Source organism: Georgenia subflava (assembly GCF_009193155.1).
Taxonomy (GTDB): Bacteria; Actinomycetota; Actinomycetes; order Actinomycetales; family Actinomycetaceae; genus Georgenia; species Georgenia subflava.
Genome location: NZ_VUKD01000002.1, coordinates 587,550 through 605,787 on the forward strand (window position 1 = coordinate 587,550; position 18,238 = coordinate 605,787).

General features: G+C 70.6%; 15 protein-coding genes. 12 read left to right on the plus strand and 3 right to left on the minus strand.

Features of this window, described 5'->3' with window-relative positions; translation table 11 throughout:
- Nucleotides 1-109 precede the first annotated feature (109 nt).
- On the minus strand, nucleotides 110-4,243 hold the full coding sequence (locus GD748_RS09185) for an NACHT domain-containing protein (RefSeq protein ID WP_152815268.1): 4,134 nt from the start codon (nucleotides 4,241-4,243) through the stop codon (nucleotides 110-112).
- A 508-nt stretch (nucleotides 4,244-4,751) separates the two neighbouring features.
- On the opposite strand from GD748_RS09185, the gene GD748_RS09190 reads away from it, so the two are divergent.
- From GD748_RS09190 to GD748_RS09205, 4 genes are read left to right on the plus strand one after another with little or no spacing between them, the layout of a single operon-like run.
- Nucleotides 4,752-4,952: a hypothetical protein gene (locus GD748_RS09190; RefSeq protein ID WP_152194866.1), complete on the plus strand. Its 201-nt coding sequence runs from the start codon at nucleotides 4,752-4,754 to the stop codon at nucleotides 4,950-4,952.
- Between the two features lie 50 nt (nucleotides 4,953-5,002).
- A complete protein-coding gene (locus tag GD748_RS09195; RefSeq protein WP_319593305.1) occupies nucleotides 5,003-5,470 on the plus strand; it encodes a TadE/TadG family type IV pilus assembly protein in 468 nt (155 codons plus the stop codon).
- Entirely contained in the window at nucleotides 5,467-5,967 is a 501-nt protein-coding gene (locus tag GD748_RS09200; RefSeq protein WP_319593306.1) for a pilus assembly protein, read from the plus strand. The genes GD748_RS09195 and GD748_RS09200 overlap by 4 nt, the downstream gene beginning before the upstream one ends.
- Nucleotides 5,968-6,017: 50 nt before the next feature.
- Entirely contained in the window at nucleotides 6,018-6,485 is a 468-nt protein-coding gene (locus tag GD748_RS09205; protein ID WP_226921034.1) for a hypothetical protein, read from the plus strand.
- 194 nt (nucleotides 6,486-6,679) lie between these two features.
- On the opposite strand, the gene GD748_RS09210 is transcribed toward GD748_RS09205, so the two are convergent.
- Nucleotides 6,680-7,183 carry a CBU_0592 family membrane protein gene (locus GD748_RS09210; RefSeq protein WP_152194867.1) on the minus strand — a complete coding sequence of 168 codons (504 nt, stop codon included), beginning with the start codon at nucleotides 7,181-7,183 and terminating at the stop codon, nucleotides 6,680-6,682.
- Between the two features lie 72 nt (nucleotides 7,184-7,255).
- Between GD748_RS09210 and GD748_RS09215 the strand changes: the two genes are divergently transcribed.
- The 6 genes from GD748_RS09215 to GD748_RS09240 all read left to right on the plus strand — a co-directional run bounded on the left by GD748_RS09215 (nucleotide 7,256) and on the right by GD748_RS09240 (nucleotide 13,937).
- Nucleotides 7,256-8,158, plus strand: a complete 903-nt coding sequence (locus GD748_RS09215) for a LysR family transcriptional regulator (protein ID WP_152194868.1) — start codon at nucleotides 7,256-7,258, stop codon at nucleotides 8,156-8,158.
- Between the two features lie 116 nt (nucleotides 8,159-8,274).
- The gene (locus GD748_RS09220) at nucleotides 8,275-9,486 is read left to right on the plus strand and encodes a multidrug effflux MFS transporter (protein WP_226921037.1); all 1,212 of its coding nucleotides are present in this window, start codon (nucleotides 8,275-8,277) and stop codon (nucleotides 9,484-9,486) included.
- Nucleotides 9,487-9,696: 210 nt separating this feature from the next.
- The gene (gene prfB, locus GD748_RS09225) at nucleotides 9,697-10,818 is read left to right on the plus strand and encodes a peptide chain release factor 2 (protein WP_152194869.1); all 1,122 of its coding nucleotides are present in this window, start codon (nucleotides 9,697-9,699) and stop codon (nucleotides 10,816-10,818) included.
- A gap of 112 nt (nucleotides 10,819-10,930) precedes the next feature.
- Nucleotides 10,931-11,620 (plus strand): cell division ATP-binding protein FtsE, encoded by a 690-nt coding sequence (gene ftsE, locus GD748_RS09230; RefSeq protein WP_152194870.1) that lies wholly within the window; start codon nucleotides 10,931-10,933, stop codon nucleotides 11,618-11,620.
- A gap of 9 nt (nucleotides 11,621-11,629) precedes the next feature.
- Nucleotides 11,630-12,544 (plus strand): permease-like cell division protein FtsX, encoded by a 915-nt coding sequence (gene ftsX / locus GD748_RS09235; protein WP_152194871.1) that lies wholly within the window; start codon nucleotides 11,630-11,632, stop codon nucleotides 12,542-12,544.
- Nucleotide 12,545: 1 nt separating this feature from the next.
- The gene (locus GD748_RS09240) at nucleotides 12,546-13,937 is read left to right on the plus strand and encodes a M23 family metallopeptidase (protein WP_152194872.1); all 1,392 of its coding nucleotides are present in this window, start codon (nucleotides 12,546-12,548) and stop codon (nucleotides 13,935-13,937) included.
- A 71-nt stretch (nucleotides 13,938-14,008) separates the two neighbouring features.
- On the opposite strand, the gene GD748_RS09245 is transcribed toward GD748_RS09240, so the two are convergent.
- Entirely contained in the window at nucleotides 14,009-15,325 is a 1,317-nt protein-coding gene (locus GD748_RS09245; protein WP_152194873.1) for a lactate racemase domain-containing protein, read from the minus strand.
- Nucleotides 15,326-15,573: 248 nt separating this feature from the next.
- Between GD748_RS09245 and smpB the strand changes: the two genes are divergently transcribed.
- On the plus strand, nucleotides 15,574-16,101 hold the full coding sequence (gene smpB / locus GD748_RS09250; RefSeq protein WP_152194874.1) for an SsrA-binding protein SmpB: 528 nt from the start codon (nucleotides 15,574-15,576) through the stop codon (nucleotides 16,099-16,101).
- A 187-nt stretch (nucleotides 16,102-16,288) separates the two neighbouring features.
- Nucleotides 16,289-18,238 carry a DUF2207 domain-containing protein gene (locus GD748_RS09255; RefSeq protein ID WP_152194875.1) on the plus strand — a complete coding sequence of 650 codons (1,950 nt, stop codon included), beginning with the start codon at nucleotides 16,289-16,291 and terminating at the stop codon, nucleotides 18,236-18,238.

Below are 18,238 nucleotides of genomic sequence, written 5' to 3' on the forward strand. Positions count from 1 at the left end.
GTTTGCCTTCGGGTGGGGAGGGGGCAGGCACGTTTGGGTTGGGCCCTTCACTTGTGAAGTAGCCATCCGGGTCGCACAGCTACCGAGGTCTCAGTGTCGCGCCACGGTGTCACGGCATGCCTCTGCTGGGTCGGCGGTAGTCGATGCTGAGGTGCACGACGCACACCTGCGCGTCGTTCCGCGCGAGCTCCGACGCCTGAGTGCCGAGCTTGGCCTCGACGATCTGGCGGTCGAGTGACGCCAGCGCTCCCCGACGTAAATCGGTGACGTCGGTCCAGCTATTCAGGTCGGGCCAGAGAACTATGAAGATCCCGTCGTTGGCGGCGGCATCGCGCATATAGCGCCCGACGAGCTGGTCGCGCATGGCCGTCAGAAGCTCGGGATTCCACGCCCCCTTGACCTCGATCGGTAGCGACAGGCGGCCCGTCGCGGGTCCGCCAACGGGAGCGGCGTCGACGAGTAGATCGGTGCGCTCGCCGATGCCGCTGGGCCGGTTGCGCCGGACCTGCACCTCACGATTGACGATCACGCCGCGGGCGATCAGGATGCGGTGAAGCTCGTTCGCCAGGTAGTCCGAGATCTCGTCCTCGGACTTCGGCCGCCCCGCGTGGGTGTCCCACAGGTAGTGCGACTCGGGCGTAGCGCCGGTCAGCCGTGACTGAACATCCTCGAGCCCGGACACGACCGCCGCGGTGAGACCGGCCACGTCGTTGACGACGACCGCCCGCCGGTTGCTCCCGAGGCGGAGCAGGTGCGACAGCCGTGTGGGTGCCCAGCTATTGCGCAGCAGCGCTGCTTCGGCGCTCGCCAGCGTACGCAGGAGCCACCGGTCGCTCGGCAGTGCCGCCACGATCGCTCGGATTGCGGCGACCGCCTCCGGCGACCCTTCGTCCTGCAGCCGGCTCAACAACTTGTCGCGCCACTGTCCTATCTGCTCTCGAGGTCCGACCCAGTGGACGTCGTCGAACTTCGGGTCGGACTCCGGCGGGAACTTCGCGCGCAGCCACAGGTAGATATCGGCCAGGACTGCCGCTGACACGTGATCCATCCGCTCGAAGCCGCGAACCGTCAGCGACCGTCCGAACACCTGCTCTGCGACCGTAAGGTCAGACTCGAATGCGGCGGCGACCGCGGGCCAGCTCCGCTCGAGATCGCGGTCGAGGAGCGTCCTCGCCGCCAACTGACGCCGGTCGACGTCAGACGGGTCCTCCAACCACTCCAGCAGCAACTCACGCTGCAGGTTTAGGTCGTGATTGGAGAGCGTGGTGATGAGCTCTTCCCGCGGATCTGCGTCTGCGGACCGAGCCAGCGACAGATACTTGGCCGCGACGGAGTCGTCCCACAGGTAACCGGCTTCGTTCGCTGCGAATGGTCTATTCCCGGCCGCCACGACGGCGCCCACCCGCGTCAGCAGGGCGCGGCGTGCAACGTCATGCGCTTCTGGACCGGCGAGCTCGAAGAGCTGCGCCTTGTCGTCCCAGGAGGCGCCGTTCACCGATGCCGTTGACCAGCAGGCGAGGACCGGCGCCCACTCGATCCACGCGGACGTGGGGAGCCGGTGAAGGCGTTCGGGTGCCACTCTTAGCAGCAGGACCATCGCCCGGTACCCAGCCTCCGCCGGGTGATAGAGAATCTCCGGCTGGTGGAGCCACTCCTCGGGCTGGCAATGGTGGGACCGCAGGTAGCGATCGGCAGCATCGACGAGACGCTCGCGCAGCCCCTCGCTCAGAGTTGGCCACCGCTGCATACCTACGACATCGGGGTCGAACTCGGCACCAAAATGCTTCGAGCCCGGCGCGACGGTCAGCAACCGGGTGCTGTACCAGAACCCCATTGCCTCGCCCGCGTCGAACCGCACGAGCAACTTCGCGATCTGCTCGTTGAGGTCGTCAATGCTGTCTGTGCTCGCTAGCTGTGGGCGGCGGAACGCCTTCCATGACCGACGCATCTCGTCGGCCTCAGGCGAGTCGAGCGCGACCGGCTCCACCCACGCGTGCACGAGGTCAACGTAAAGAGGGTGCTCGGGTGACATGGCCAGCACGAGGTCACGGTGTTCCGGTATCCCGACGTCGTACGTCCATCGGAACAGCGAACGCACGGCATCCCGTATCTCGCCGCCGACCTGCGCGTACAACTCGGCAAGCCACGCGAGGTCGTCGGCGCGCACGATGCCGAACGAGTCGAAGCCGTCACCTAAAAGTTGATGCTGCGCCACCCTGTTCGTCGGGTCCGCCGCAAGCACCGCGGCCGCGACGGCCCGTCGCAGCACCGCGTCGGAAAACGGGTCCTCGCGTTCGTCGCGGCGGAAATCCTCGAACAGCAGACCGCCATGGTGCTTAACCCGGGCCAGAACGACCTGGGTGAGCGCGTCAACGACAAGGCGATCCGCCCCTCTCGATGCGGCCAGCGTCAGGACACGGTTCGCGAGGGCACCGAAGATGTGGTCATCGACCGGGACGTCGAGATCATCGAGGATCCACCGGAGACCGGCGTCGATGTCAGCCTCTTCGATGCCTTCGCGGAAGCTGTCGAGGAACATCGCGTAGGAGCCGAAATAGTTTCGCTGGCGACGCGACGTCAGCACGGAGAAGACCTCCGCATTGGACATCGCCTGCGGCCAAGACGCGAGCAGCGAGACTCCCTTTAGGTCGTCCGCCGGATCTTCGCCGATCGTGACGGTACCGAGCGCGAGTGGGCGCAGCACCGCTGTCCGGAGAGAATCCGGCAGCCGTGTCAGGGCCCAGCCGGCCGCAACGCGGTCGTGCGTCTCGGCGGTGATGTCCATGACGATCGCAGCTAGGTCGTCGTGCAACTCGGTGGCGGCGCACTCATCGGCCAGTTCAATCGCCAGTCGGCGGCGGTCAGCGTCGGTGTCGTACAGATGTGGGCGAAGCTGCGCGGCGATGTCGTGGTGCCGAAGCGCGCGATAGGACCGTTCCCACGGCGCTGCGGTGAGCGTGCTCGCAACAGAGAAGAGCCCGTCGATCACGGCGGCACGCAGGCTGTCTCCCGGCAGTTCCACCTCGCCCTGGAACGCCGCCGGATCGGCTGCGATGAGGAACTCGAACCGGTCCGGTGCGATCGCGACCGTCCAGGCCGCGGCCAGGCGGGTCTGCGGCCAGCACCGGCCATCGGGACCCAGGAACAACGGCCGTACCTGCGCCGCCGATAGATCGTTGGCGACCACCCACTCGGCAGCGAGGAAGTCGGCGAATGTCGCATGGGCCCAGCCGAGACGCTGTCCACCCCGGCTCGTGAAAAGCCCTGTCCGTGCCGCCTCGAGCACCAAGGAGACGGTGACGTCCACCGACCCCATGGGAGACGGTTCGGAGCCCCCGGCGAGATGCTCGACGGCGATGTCTTCGCCGCCGGCGTCAATCTCAGGGCCGGTCCAGAGCGCGGAAGCGCCACCGAAGACCGTCGCCGCAGCGATGCGGCGAGCGACCGCGACGCGCGTATCGAGCGGAACGTCACCGCCCAGCCCAGCGTCGAGGCGGGCAGCATTCTGCTCCGCACAGAGGGAGCGGACCCCGGCGGCGTACAATGCGGCGCCCTGCTCGGGCAGCCTCCCTGACTGGCCGAAGCTGCGGGCAAGGAATCGCAACGTCAGAGGCCGCGCCGCGAGTGGGCCGGCGCCGGCCCGCGCAACCTCGTCGAGAAGTCGGGACGGATCGCACCAAAGGGCCGCGATCGCCGATGCATCGACTCGGCGAAGGGGCAGGATCTCGACGACGTGAACCGCCCCGAAAAGCTCCGTCAGCGACTGCTCGAGGCCCGCCGGCCAGTCCGCCGTTCGGCAGGCGATGCGCAGGAACAGCCGGTCGTACGGGAGCCGGCGGACACAGTCGGCAATGATCGCGCCGATCTGCGGAACGCGAGCCCGTGCCTCGTCCAGCGAGTCAAGGACTAGACACAGCTGATAGGACCCAACGGACCAGGCGAGGATCGACGGGTCGTCGAACACTTCGCGCACCAGTCGGTCCTCGGAGCCGTAAGACGCGAGGTCGAAGGACACGACCGGCACCCCGCTGGCAGCCAATCGAGCCGGCGCGGCGACCGCGGTCGACTTGCCCGCCCCGGGCTCTCCGAGCAGCACCAGACATCGATGCTCGCGGAACTCATCGACGCGCACCGCGGCTGGGTTCGCAGACTGCGTGCCGAGCCAGGTCGCGTCGGGGTCTCGGAGGAAGCCGTCATCATCGACCGAGTAAGCGCCGTCGCGTGGGCACCAGAAGCGCTCCACGCTCGCAGCAGCCGACACGGATCTCCCTGCAGACAGGTATTCAAACCGCCAACGGCAGATCCAATCACAGTGCGACGGAAATGACGACGAGTCGGCGCAGAGACCGCCCCAGGGACTGCCACGGCGGCCCGCAACGAAAACCGGTTCAGGGTCACCGCGCCAAGGCCCTGGGGAACCACACCGACTTGCCTCCTCAGCGTGAACCGGCAGACGATTACCCGTAGCAGTGGCCGAGATACAACGTAGAGATGGCTCACGTCTAGCCAGCGCGCACGCTCTCATATTCACGGGCAACTCCTTGGGCGTCGCCCCCACGTCGTCCGGCAACGCTGCAGGTCAGTGGTTCCCCGCACTCCCTCTTCTATTGGCAGCCGACATCTTCGCGATCTTCCCCGGCCTCGCCGTATTGGCGGTGGGCCTGTGAGCCGGCCGGCACCAGCGCCGACGACGCCTCGGCTGTCCCGTCCCGACGAACCCGAACCGCCTCAGCACTCCGGAGGAAAGACCCATGTTGACCACCCTGCTCACACTCCTCGCCGCCCGACTCCTCCCACCAGACGCCCTCGAGGACCCGGAGCGCGGAGACGTGCCGGGCTGGGTGCTGGTGACGCTGATGACAGCAGGTCTGGTGATCGCGATCTGGGCTCTCGCCGGGCCGGCGCTGGCCGAGGTCTTCGAGACGGCCATGAACCGGGTGCTCACCTTCTGAGGTGGACGGCCGACGGCGGTGGGAGACCTCCCACGAGCCCAGGAGCGGCGGTGGGTCGCTCCCGTCGGGCAGCTGTGGAGACGGTGCTGACCGCCCGCGTGCGGCCACGGTGGCAGGCGCTCCGCGCCGAGGCCGAGCGGGGCTCCGCCGTCGTGGACTTCGTGCTCGTCTCGATCCTGGTCGTGGTGCTCGTGATGGCGCTCGTCCAGCTCACCCTGGCCCTGCACGTGCGGAACACTCTCATCGACGCAGCCTCCGAGGGGGCTCGCCTCGGGGCCCTCGTCGGTTCCAGCCCTGCCGACGGCGCCGAGCGGACTCGTGAGCTGATCGGCCTGACGATCTCGCCGCGCTACGCCGACCGCGTCTCCGCGAGGACCGTCCAGCGCGGGGACCTCACTCTCGTGCGCATCGAGGTCCACGCCCCGCTCCCCGTGATCGGGCTGCTCGGCCCGTCGGCCGTCGTCTCGGTCAACGGCCACGCGGTGGTCGAGGAACAGCTCGTGGACCAGGTGCCGTGATCGCCGTCCTGCACTGTGCGCCGCGCGTGCGTTCGGCGATCGGAGCCCGCATCCGGGACCTGACCGACACGCGCGACCGCGGCAGCGCCGTCGTGGAGTTCCTCGGCGTGAGCCTGCTCCTCCTCGTTCCCGCCCTCTACCTCGTCCTGACACTCTCCAGGGTCCAGGCCGCCTCCTTCGCCGCCGAGGGGGCCGCGCGCGAGGCAGGGCGGATCGTGGCCCAGGCGCAGTCCCTCGAAGAGGCCACGGTCGGGGCCGAGGCCGCCGTCGAGCTCGCCTTCGGAGACCAGGGCTTCGACGTCGACGGCGCGGACCTGCTGCGCGCCGAGTGCTCCGCCGAGCCGTGCCTGACCCCCGGTGCGCAGGTGCTCGTCGAGGTGGCGACCGAGGTGCCGCTACCTCTCGTGCCGTCGTTCCTCACCGACGCGGTGCCGGCGCACGTCCCGGTCAGCGCGAGTCACCTCGTCGTGGTGCCGGAGTTCCGGGAGGCGCCGTGAGCGGGCAGACCCGCAGCTGGGCTCGGCACGGGTGGGGCGGGGGCCGGAGGATGCGTGACCCCGAAGAGGGGCAGATCATGCTGCTGACGCTGGCCTTCACGTCCCTGGTGATCGCGCTCGTCCTGGTGGTCGCCAGCGCATCGGCCGTCCACATCGAGCGCAAGCGGCTCCTCGCGCTGGCCGATGCGGTTGCGGCCGACGCGGCCGATGCCGTCGACGAGGCCACCTACTACGGGACTGGCCACGAGGCTGGGGCTGACCCGGACGGCCCGACCCGGCTCCCGCTCTCGGACGCCTCGGTGAGAGCCGCGGTCGAGGATTACCTCGCTGCCGCCCCGGCGCCGGTGACCGGCGAGTTCGCCCGGCTCCGGGTGGCCGAACCGACCGGGACGCCGGACGGGACGACCGCCGAGGTCACCCTGACGGCGCTCGCACGGCCGGCGCTCGTGCCGTGGGTGCTCGTGCCGTGGAGCGACGGGATCACCCTGCGGGTCACCTCGAACGCACGAGCCGGCTGAACGGGACGGGGTGCGCCGAGCCTGCATGCGCTCGCGGGGGAGCGCGCTCGTCGAGCCTGCACGCGCGTGCAGGGGAGCCCACTCGCTGAGCCTGCACGCACCCGTGGGTGACCGCGCTCGCCGAGCCGCTGCTTGGGTCTCGGGCGGTACTGCGCCGGCCGAGCCGTCGCCCCTCGACAGGCCGGCCGGAGCTGTCAGGCGGCGACCGACGCCTTGCGACGGCTCTCGTTGCGCCCGCGCGGTCCCCGCGGGGAGCGGCCGGCCGGGCGGGTCGAGCCCGGCTGGAGCGGACGGCCCTGCAGCACGTCGGACTCCTCGCCGGCGAGGTGCGGCGCCGTCTCGGCCTCGCGGTCCAGGACCCGGGTGCGCCGGGCGGCCACGCGGGCCCGCGCCGCCGCCATGGCCTCGCGGCGCTTGGCGACCTGGCGGCGCAGGATCATCACCAGGGCCAGGCGGCGCAGCGACAGCAGCGCGAGCACGCCGATGGCGATCCAGATGAGGTTGGCGACAGCGGACGGCCACGCGCCGCTGCTCGCGGAGCTCAGACCCACCGCCATGGCGCCGACGACGTTCAGCCCCTGATAACGCACCGAGACCGCCTCGAGGCGCCCGCGGGTGAGCAGGGCGTAGGCGATCAGCTGCGCGAGGACACCGACCCACCCGAGGGTGGCGATCACGGTGAGCAGGACGTCGTTCATAGACACAATCGTGCGGCCGATTCTCGTAAAGATCAATCGAAGGTTTGAGCATCCGGTATACAGTTCTGCTTCATGGAGATCGACCCACGCCGACTTGGTTTTCTCTTGGCCGTGAGCAGGGCTGGAGGTGTCCTGGCGGCCGCCGACACGCTGCGGATCAGCCCTTCTGCCGTGTCTCAGCAAATAGCGCGTCTGGAGGCCGAGGCCGGCGTCCGGGTGCTCGACCGGCAGCCGACCGGAGCCACGCTGACACCCGCCGGCAAGCTCCTCGCCGAGACGGCCGAGCGCATCGAGTCGGAGGTGGGGGAGACCCGTCGCGCGCTCGCCGCCCTGGAGGGGGACATCTCCGGCGTCGTGGTGGTCGGTGCCTTCCAGACCGCCATCCGCGCCGTCCTCGTCCCCCTGCTCGCCGAGCTCGAGCAGACCCTGCCCGGCGTGGAGCTCGTGGTGCACGAGGTCGTCGAGGAGCACGGTCGCCGCGCGCTGCGCCGCGGCGAGCTCGACCTGCTCGTCATCGAGCACGACATCGCCGCGCCCCCGGCTCCGCAGGGCACGCGGGACGTGCCGTTCCTCGACGAGCCGTGGGTCGTCGTCCTCCCGGCCACGGACCCCGAGCCCACCTCTCTCCTGGACCTGGTCGACAGCACCTGGCTCAGGCCGGAGCCCGGCGGCGCGGCCGACCGGGCGATGGCGCGGCTCGCGACCGAGCTGTCCTTCACCCCCCGGACCGTCCACCGCTACCTCGACTTCGACGTCGCCCTGTCCATGGTCGCCGCCGGCCTCGGCAACGCTCTGCTGCCCTCCCTGGCGCTACGGCGCCACCTGCCCGAGAACGTGCAGTGGGCCGCCATGCCGGGGCTGGGCACCCGGCGCCTATTCATTCGCCACCGGGCGACCCGGAACGAGCCGCGTGCCGCCACCCTCGCGGTCCTCGAGCAGATGGTCGCGGTCGCCGCGGGCCTGGAGCCGACGTAACGCCCAGCCGGCCGGCGTGACCTCCCTCACCCCTTCGGGTTGACTCGCCCGGAATTCGGCCAAGGGCCACCCCGGTCCCCGGAGGCGGCCGGACCCAGCGGTGCCACGATTGCCGCGTGAGCTTCCCGGCGACAGCCCGCCCCCGCTTCTCGTTCGTGCTGCTCCTCGGCTCGATGGCGGCACTGCCGGCCGTCACCACCGACCTCTACCTGCCCTCGCTCCCGGTGGTCGCCGCAGAGCTGGACACCTCCGACGCGCTGGTACAGGCAACCATCACCGGGGTCCTTCTCGGCGGCGCGATCGGCCAGCTGCTCGTCGGCCCGCTCTCCGACAGGTACGGGCGCAAGGCTCCGGTGATGGTCGGTGTCGCACTGCACGTGATCGCATCGGTGCTGTGCATGCTCACGCCGGGCATCTGGCCGCTCATCGTCCTGCGGGTGGTCCAAGGCGTCGGCAACGCCGCCGCCACGGTGTGCGCGATGGCGGTCATCCGCGACCGCTACAGCGGTGCCGGCGCCTCCATCCTGATGTCCCGGCTCATGCTCGTCATCGGCGTCGCCCCGCTGCTCGCCCCGACCGCCGGCGGCCTCATCGCCGGCCTGTGGGGCTGGCGGGCCACCTTCGCCGTGCTCGCCGTCCTGGGGCTGGCCCTCATGGTCGTCGTGCACCGGTCCATGCCCGAGACGCTGCCGCCCGAGCGGCGGCGGCCGGAGGGACTCGTCGGGGCGCTGAGGGGATACCGGGTCCTGCTGGGCGACGGGCGCTTCCTGGCCCTCGCCCTCCTGCCCGGCCTCGGCATGGGCGCGCTCATGAGCTACGTGGCCGGTTCGCCGTTCGTGCTGCAGCAGGAGTACGGACTCACCGAGAGCCAGTTCGCGCTGGTGTTCGCGGTCAACGGTGCCGGGCTCGTGCTCGGCGCACAGGTCAACGCCTCCCTCGTGCGCCGCTTCGCGCCCGTCTCCGTCGTTCGGGTCGCCATCCCGGTGGCGGCCCTGATGGCGGTGACTCTGCTCGCGCTGATGGTGGCCGACGTCGGTGGGCTGCTCGCGCTGCTCGTCCCGCTGTGGCTCCTGCTCGCCGTCAACTCCGTGGTCCCGCCCAACGCCTCCGCGCTCGCGCTGACCCGGCACGGTGAGCGGGCCGGTGCTGCCGCCGCGATGATCGGGGCGTTCCAGGCGGGCGTCGCGGGTCTGGTCAGCCCGCTGGTCGGCGTGCTGGGCGGGGACGCCGTCGCGATGGCCGTGGTGATCCTCGGTGCCGTCCTGGCTGCCCTGGCCGTTCTCGCGATCGCCACCCCGGCCTACCGGCGCGGGGGCTGGGTGGACTGAGGGCCGGGCCGGGCGGGCCGCGGTCCCGGGCGTGGCGGGCCCGGCCGGGCGTGGCGGGCCCGGCCGGTCTGGCGGGCCTGGCCGGTCTGGCGGGCCTGGCCCGTCTGGCAGGCAGGAGGTCGGGGGCGTCGGAGCGGCTTGTCGTCGGCGCTGGGCGGCGAGCATGACGGCCGACGCAGCCCTAGGCGCGATCGCGTAACCTTGCCGATCGTGGCCACCGACTTCTCCCAAGAGATCCAGCACCTGCGCTCCACCTACGAGTCCATCCGCGCCGTGACGGACCCCGAGGCGCTACGGGCCACCATCGCCGACCTCTCAGAGAAGGCCTCCGCCCCGAACCTCTGGGACGACCCCGACGCCGCCCAGGTGGTCACCTCCCAGCTCTCGCACGCCCAGGCCGAGCTCAACCGGGTGGAGAAGATGGGCGAGCGGATCGAGGACCTCGCGGCACTCGTCGAGCTCGGCCAGGAGGAGGACGGCGCGGACGCGGACGCCTTCATGGAGGACGCCGAGGCCGAGCTGACCGCCATCCGCAAGGCGCTCAGCGAGCTCGAGGTCCGCACCCTGCTCGCCGGCGAGTACGACCAGCGCGAGGCCGTCGTCTCCATCCGCGCCGGGGCCGGCGGCGTCGACGCCGCCGACTTCGCCGAGATGCTCATGCGCATGTACCTGCGCTGGGCGGAGCGCAACGGCTATCCCACCCAGGTGCTCGACACGTCCTACGCCGAGGAGGCCGGGCTGAAGTCCGTCACCTTCGAGGTCAAGGCGCCCTACGCCTACGGCACGCTGTCCGTCGAGGCCGGCACCCACCGCCTCGTGCGTATCTCGCCGTTCGACAACCAGGGCCGGCGGCAGACGTCCTTCGCCGCCGTCGAGGTCATCCCGCTCATCGAGCAGACCGACAGCATCGACATCCCCGAGCACGAGATCAAGGTCGACGTCTTCCGGTCCTCCGGCCCCGGCGGGCAGTCCGTCAACACGACCGACTCCGCGGTGCGGATGACCCACATCCCGACCGGGATCGTCGTCTCGATGCAGAACGAGAAGTCCCAGATCCAGAACCGTGCGGCCGCGCTGCGCGTGCTGCAGTCCCGCCTGCTGCTGGTCCGCCAGGAGGAGGAGAACGCCGCCAAGAAGGCGCTCGCCGGCGACGTCAAGGGCGCCTGGGGCGACCAGATGCGCTCCTACGTCCTGCAGCCGTACCAGATGGTCAAGGACCTGCGCACCGAGCACGAGTCCGGCAACCCCTCGTCCGTGTTCGACGGCGAGATCGACGACTTCATCGACGCAGGCATCCGCTGGCGCAAGAACGAGCAGAACGCCGCCGACTGACCTGTTGTGGCGGCGCGCCCGCGGCGTGTCGGCGGCTGCCCGGGGCGCCGGCGTGCCTAACCTCGGGGTGGCCAGGTTTGCCCTTCCCCCATTGCCGAGACTGGCCGCCACGATGATCAGATTCGAGAACGTCTCCAAGGTCTACGCCCGCGGCGCGCGCCCGGCGCTGGACCAGGTGAGCATGGAGGTCGAGCGCGGCGAGTTCGTCTTCCTCGTCGGTGCCTCGGGCTCCGGCAAGTCCACCTTCCTCCGGCTCGTCCTGCGCGAGGAGCGCCCGACGTCGGGCCAGATCTTCGCCCTCGGCCGGGACCTCGCCCAGCTCTCCCGCTGGAAGGTCCCGCACCTGCGCCGCCAGATCGGCACCGTGTTCCAGGACTTCCGGCTGCTGCCCAACAAGAACGTCTTCGAGAACGTCGCGATCGCGCTGCAGGTCATCGGCAAGCCGCGCCACCACATCCTCACCACGGTGCCGGAGACCCTCGAGCTCGTGGGACTGGACGGCAAGGAGAAGCGACTGCCGCACGAGCTCTCCGGCGGCGAGCAGCAGCGCGTGGCCATCGCCCGGGCCATGGTCAACCGGCCGCAGGTGCTGCTCGCGGACGAGCCCACGGGCAACCTCGACCCCACCACCTCGATAGGCATCATGCGACTGCTCGACCGCATCAACCGCACCGGCACCACCATCGTCATGGCCACCCACGACGACGAGATCGTCGACCAGATGCGCAAGCGCGTCGTCGAGCTCGCCAACGGCACCATGGTGCGCGACCAGTCCCGCGGCGTCTACGGCGCGGGCCGGTAGGGGGCAGCCGTGCGACTTCGCTTCGTCCTGTCCCAGACCGGCCAGGGTCTGTCCCGCAACCTGGCCATGACGATCTCGGTCATCCTCGTCACCTTCGTGTCGCTGACCTTCGTCGGTGCCGCGGCCCTGCTGCAGGTCCAGATCGGCAACCTCAAGAACGACTGGTACGACCGCGTCGAGGTCTCGGCCTTCATGTGCCCGCAGAACTCCGCGACGCCGGCCTGCGCGGGTGGTGAGGCCACCGCCGAGCAGATCGACGAGATCGGCGCGCTGCTCGAGTCCGACGCCATGGCGCCCTACGTCGACGAGATCTACGTCGAGTCCAAGGAGGCGGCCTACGAGGCGTTCCAGGAGCAGATGGAGGACACCGTCTGGGCCCAGTCGCTCACCGTGGAGCAGATGCAGGTCTCCTACCGCGTGAAGCTCGTCGACCCCGAGCAGTACCAGATCGTCGCCGACGAGCTCGAGGGCCGGCCCGGTGTCGAGGTGGTCGTCGACCAGCGCGAGCAGCTCGAGCCGCTCTTCCTGATCCTCAACCGCACCACCCTGCTGTCGGTGGGCCTGGCGGGCGTCATGATCGTCACCGCCGTCCTGCTGATCACCACCACCATCCGGCTCTCCGCCATGTCGCGGCGCCGCGAGACCGGCATCATGCGGCTCGTCGGCGCCTCGAACTTCTTCATCCAGCTGCCCTTCATGCTCGAGGGCGCCATCGCCGCGCTGATCGGTGCCGGGCTCGCGGTCGGCGGGCTCTTCCTCGGGGTGAAGTACCTGATCGAGGGCTGGCTCGCGGGGGAGACCCCCTGGGTGCAGTTCGTCGACACCGCCGACGTGTGGTCGGTGGCGCCCTTCCTCGTCCTGGCGGCCATCGTGCTGGCCGGCATCAGCTCGATCGTGACCCTCGGCCGCTACACGAAGGTATGACGTGAGCACCAACCTCGCCCCTGCCCGCAGGACGTCCCGCAGATTCCGCGGGGCGGTGGCCGCCGCGCTCGTCGCGCTCAGCCTGACGGCGGTCGGGACCGTCGCGCAGGCGGACGAGCGGGACGACCTCGTGCGTGAGCAGGAGCAGAACAAGGCCGAGCGCGAGAAGCTGCAGTCGACCCTCGAGGGCGTGGACACCGAGCTCGCCGAGACGTACCTGGCGCTCGAGGACGCCAAGACCCAGCTGCCGATCGCCCAGGAGGCGCTCGCCGCCGCCGAGGAGGCGCTTGCCGCCGCCGAGCGCAAGCAGGAGCAGGTGGCCGGCCGCCTGGACCTCGCCGAGGCGGAGGCGGCCTCGCTGGAGACGGCGATCGCCGAGGGGGAGCAGGAGATCGACACCACCCGCTCGGCCATGGGCGAGCTGGCGCGCAGCACCTACCGGGGCGACAATGCCGTCAACACGCTCACAGTCGTCCTCGACGCGTCCTCCACCGACGACTTCCTCAAGAGCTACGCCGTCATGGAGTCCGCGGTCCGCTCGCAGACGCAGGTTCTCGAGGACCTGCAGACCGCTGCCGCCGTCACACGCAACCAGCGCGAGCGTCAGGTGGCGGTGACGGAGCGGATCGGCGAGCTCAAGGTCGAGGCCGACAACGCCGTCGTCGCGGCCGACGAGGCCCGGGCGGCCGCGGCGGAGCACAAGACAGAGATCGAGCAGATCCAGGCCGACATGACGGTCCTCGCCGACAAGCTCGAAGAGCAGAAGGTCCAGTACAGCGGCCAGCTCGCCGAGCTCGAGGCCGACAACGCCGAGCTCGCCCGGGAGATCGCCGCCATCGACGAGGCGAACCGCAAGGCCGAGGAGGAGCGCCGCCGCAAGGCCGCCGAGGCCGAGCGTCAGCGGCTCGAGCGCGAACGTGCGGCAGCGTCCCGGGGCGACGCCCGGCCCGCACCGCCGGCCCCCGCCCCGCCCTCGAGCAACGGGCTGCTGCGCCGGCCGGTGCCCACCCTGTACGTGACGTCCTCCTACGGCTACCGGGTCTACCCGATCACCGGCGGGTGGTTCATGCACAACGGGGTGGACCTGCGCTCCGCGTGCGGAAACCCGCAGCACGCGTCGGCCGGCGGGACGGTGATCTCAACGAAGCCGCCGTGGGCCACGGGCACCAGCGGCAACCAGGTGATGATCAACCACGGAGTCCTGGGCGGGAGCTCCTACATCACCGTCTACAACCACCTCACCCGCTTCGCGGTGAGCCCGGGCCAGCACGTCTCCCAGGGACAGGTCATCGGCTACACCGGCGCCACCGGCAACGTCACCGGCTGCCACGTGCACTTCGAGGTGTGGAAGAACGGCTCGACCATCGACCCGATGGGCATGCCCGGCTTTTGAGCCGCACAGCGACAAGACCCCCGCCCGGTGTGAACCGGGCGGGGGTCTTGTCGCTGTGCGGGTGCGGCCGGTCAGCCGTGCAGCTCGTGGTTCGCGCGCTGGGCGAGCTTCTCCTTGGTGGACCACAGCCCGGCCGAGGGCGTGGAGATGTAGAAGACCTCCTCGCCGTCGTCCATGGTGTTCCAGCCGTCCTTCATCACGGCCGGGTCGTAGCGCCGCAGCGCATCCTGGAGGTCCATGTACTGGTAGCCGACCGACTCGATCTCTTCCTTGGAGAGCTTGCCGGGCGCGTACGTGATGGTGAAGCGGCCCTCGGAGGAGCCGTGCACGAGGTGCGCGGTGCCGTGCGGGATGTCCTGCATGTCCGCCTCGGTCTTGTACAGCTCGAGGACCTCGTCCTTGCTGATGTAGCCGTACTTGCGGATGAGCGCGTCGACCTCGGGCTGTTCGCCGAAGCGCTCCACCCCGGGTGCGATCACGAGCAGCTCGCCGCCGTCGGCCATCGCCATGCGCGTGCGGTAGACGGCCTTGTTCGCCACCCAGGTGGCACGGAACTCGTCCTCCTGCATGACGGCGACGATCTTCTTGACGGGCTCGTCGAAGGTGGTGAAGTTCTGCTCGCCGCTGGCCCTGGCCGCTGCGAGGTAGGTCTCGAGGTCGTCACCGACGTAGACACCGGTGTGCGCGAGCTTGGCGTCGTCGTCGTAGTCCATGACCACCTGGAAGTACACGTCCGGCAGGTCGGCGAGGAAGTGGTCCTCCGCGTAGTTGAAGCACGCCCGCACCGGGGTGACCAGGTTGCCCAGGTTGTTCTCGATGCCGTAGACCGCCGAGGCCATGTGCGAGGAGCCGATCAGCCGCTTGCCGCCCAGGCCGATGAAGTAGTTCTTGTTGTGGTTGGCGAACCCCAGGACCTCGTGGGGCACCACGTGGCCGACGTGGACGATGAGGTCCCACTGCTCGGTCACGGTCATGGTGTTGAGGTCGACCGGCATCTCCCAGTCGACGGCGCCGCCGGTCATCTCCTTGACGTACTCCGCGGGCACCGTGCCCACGTTCGTCACGCCGCCCTTCCAGTCGTGGGCGTGGATCCGCTCCTCCGGGATGGACCCGAACATCCAGCGGTTGTCCTCCGGGGTGTGCGGCACGTGCTGCCCCAGCGTCGGGATGACGTGCACCTCCGCGCCGGCGTCGTCCAGCAGCTGGTAGAAGCGCTCGGTGATCCAGCCGGAGCCGGAGTGGGCGCGGGTGATGTCCGGCGGGAGCAGCAGGACGCGCTTGAGCTCGGCGATGCCGAGCCGCTCCTTGGCCTCGTCCAGGGTCCGCTGGACCATCTCCTCGATCTCGGGCCGGCTGATGAATCGGGCTTCGCGCTGGAACCAGGTCATGCCGCCAAGATAGTGCGCCGCGCACCGGCCGGGATAGCGGTGGCATCCGGTTGCCGGAGGTTTCCTCGCCCGAGAGCCGCCCGCAACCGGTCGGGCGTCCCGGCGCGGCGGCCCGAGCCTGTGTCCGCCGTCCGGAAAACCGGTCGATCCGCCCACCGGCGCTGGCATAGGCTGGAGGGTCGGCACGACCAGGTCGTGCTCCGCCGTGCGCACCGTGCGCCGGTGCGGACGTAAGGGAGGTCGTGGCGGTGGCTGGCACGAAGGCACCTGGGGCGAAGAAGCCCACCCCCGGGCAGCGGGCCAAGGCCGAGGCCGACGCGCGCAAGGTCGTCGCGCGCAACAAGAAGGCCCGTCACGACTACCACATCGACGCCACCTACGAGGCGGGCCTGTCCCTGACGGGCACCGAGGTCAAGGCGCTGCGCATGGGCCGCGCGTCGCTCGTCGAGGGCTGGATCGAGATCGACCGCCACCACGAGGCCTGGCTGCACAACGTCCACATCCCCGAGTACTCCCAAGGGTCGTGGACGAACCACGGCCCCCGGCGCAAGCGCAAGCTCCTCCTGCACCGGGAGGAGATCGAGAAGCTCGCCGTGAAGTCGCGGGAGAAGGGGCACACGATCGTGCCGCTCGAGCTGTACTTCATCAGGGGGCGGGCCAAGGTCGAGATCGCCCTCGCCCGGGGCAAGCAGGAGTGGGACAAGCGCCGGACCCTGCGGGAGAAGCAGGACGAACGAGAGGCGCAGCGCGCGATGAGCCTGCGCAAGCATCTCTGAGCCTGCGCGGATACCTCGCGGCCGAGCCGAGCCCGAGCGCGAGCCCGAGCGCGGCCCGAGCCGAGTCCGTGCCCGAGCCCGATTCCGAGCGGGTGACGGCACCGCAAAGGCCCCGGCCGGCATCCGGTCCTCGTCGGTCCGATAGGTTCGGTGGGGCTGAGCCCGCACCGCCGACGGGGGAGTACAGATGGTCCGCACGGTCCGCTCGACGACGTGGGCTCTCGCCCTCGTCCTGACGGCCCTGCTCCTCGCGGTCCTGAGCGCAGCCCCTGCGCGGGCCGACGACGAGCAGGCCGGACGCATCTCCCGACTGGACGTCACCGCCGAGCTCACCCCGGAGGGTGGGAGCGCAGACGTGGTGGTCGAGCTCGATCTCGACCTGGGCGAGGAGGAGGCGCACGGACCGTTCCTCGTCCTCGCCGAGCTCCAGGAGATCGTCGGCGACCCCGACCACTACCGACGGCTGACGGTCGGTGACGTCACCGCCACCTCCACCACCGGGGCGCCGGACGCCCTGCGCGTCGAGCGCGAGGACGGTGCGGTCCAGCTCTACGTCGGCGACGAGGACGTCGAGATCACCGGGCTGCACACCTACCGCATCACCTACACGGTGGACGGACTGATCAACCCCGACGTCGACGGTACCGACGAGCTGTTCTGGAACGTCGTGGCGCCCGGTGGCTTCGAGCTCGTCCTCAGCGACGTCTCGGTCACCGTTGCCGGACCGCCCGGCGCGATCGACGCCGCGTGCTACGTCGGTGCCACCGGATCCACCCACGAGTGCGACTCGAGTGTCGCGTCGGAGGCGGCTGCCCACCGGTTCTCGCAGGACCGGCTGGACCCCGGCGAAGGGTTGACCGTCGTACTCGGCTGGCCCGCCGGCACGTTCACCGGCGCCGAGCGGGAGCTGGTCGCGCGCCGGACCTTCGCGAACACCGTCCAGCTGACGCCACTGACGGGCGCGCTCGCCGGGGGCGCCACGCTGCTCGGTGCCGGCGCGGCGGTCGCCGTCGCCTCGCGCCGGGGACGCGACGAGGCCTACCTCGGGCTGACCCCCGGACTCGTGCCGGCCGGCGGCGCCGCGGGCCAGGTCGGCAGGCGCAGCCGGCGCGACCCGGTCGCAGTACGGTTCACGCCACCCGACGGCGTCCGGCCGGGCGAGGTGGGCACCCTCGCCGACGAGGTGGCGGACCCGCACGACGTCGCAGCGACCATCGTGGACCTGGCGGTGCGTGGCTACCTCCGCATCGAGGAGGTCGTGAGCGGCGGCGACGACGAGAGGGTCGACGACGTCGGCGGTGACGAGCGGGGCGACGGGGCCGGCGGTGACGAGCAGGGCGACGGCGGCGGCGGTGACGAGCAGGGCGACGGCGACAAGGACTGGCGGCTGGTGCGGCTGCGCGAGGACCTCGGCCAGCTCGAGGAGTACGAGCGAGGTCTGCTCGAGCGCATCTTCGCCGACGGCCCGTCGGTCCTGATGACCGACCTCGCCGACACCTACGCCCTGACGATGTCCACCGCTCAGCGCGACCTGTACCGCACCGTCACCGATCGTCGCTGGTTCCGCGGCGATCCGCAGCGGGTGCGCCGTCGCTGGCTGGGACGGGGGGCCGGCCTGCTCGCGCTCGGCGCCGTCGCCACGATCGTCCTGCTCGTCCTGCATGCGCCGGTCATCCTCGGGGTGCCGCCGATCGTCGTCGGGGTTGTCGTCATGGTCGCCTCGTCCGCCGCCCCGGCCCGCACGGCCGCCGGCACCGCGGTCCTGGCCCAGGCACTCGGCTTCCGCCAGTACCTCGCGACCGCGGAGGCCGAGCAGATCCGCTTCGAGGAGGGGGAGGACCTGTTCTCGCGGTACCTGCCCTACGCGATGGTCTTCGGGCTCGCGGACCGATGGGCCGGCGTCTTCGCCGAGCTCGCCCGGCACGGCCGCGACGTCCCCGAGCCGGACTGGTACGTAGGCACGGTGACGGCCGCCGCCCTGTGGAGCAGGCCCGAGACGTTCGGCGAGACGGTCGGTGCCTTCGCCGACACCGCCACGACGGCCGTGACATCGGCCTCGGGCGGAGCGGGCGGCGCGTCCGGCTTCAGCGGGTCCGTGGGCGGCGGCGTCGGTGGCATGGGCGGCGGGAGCTGGTAG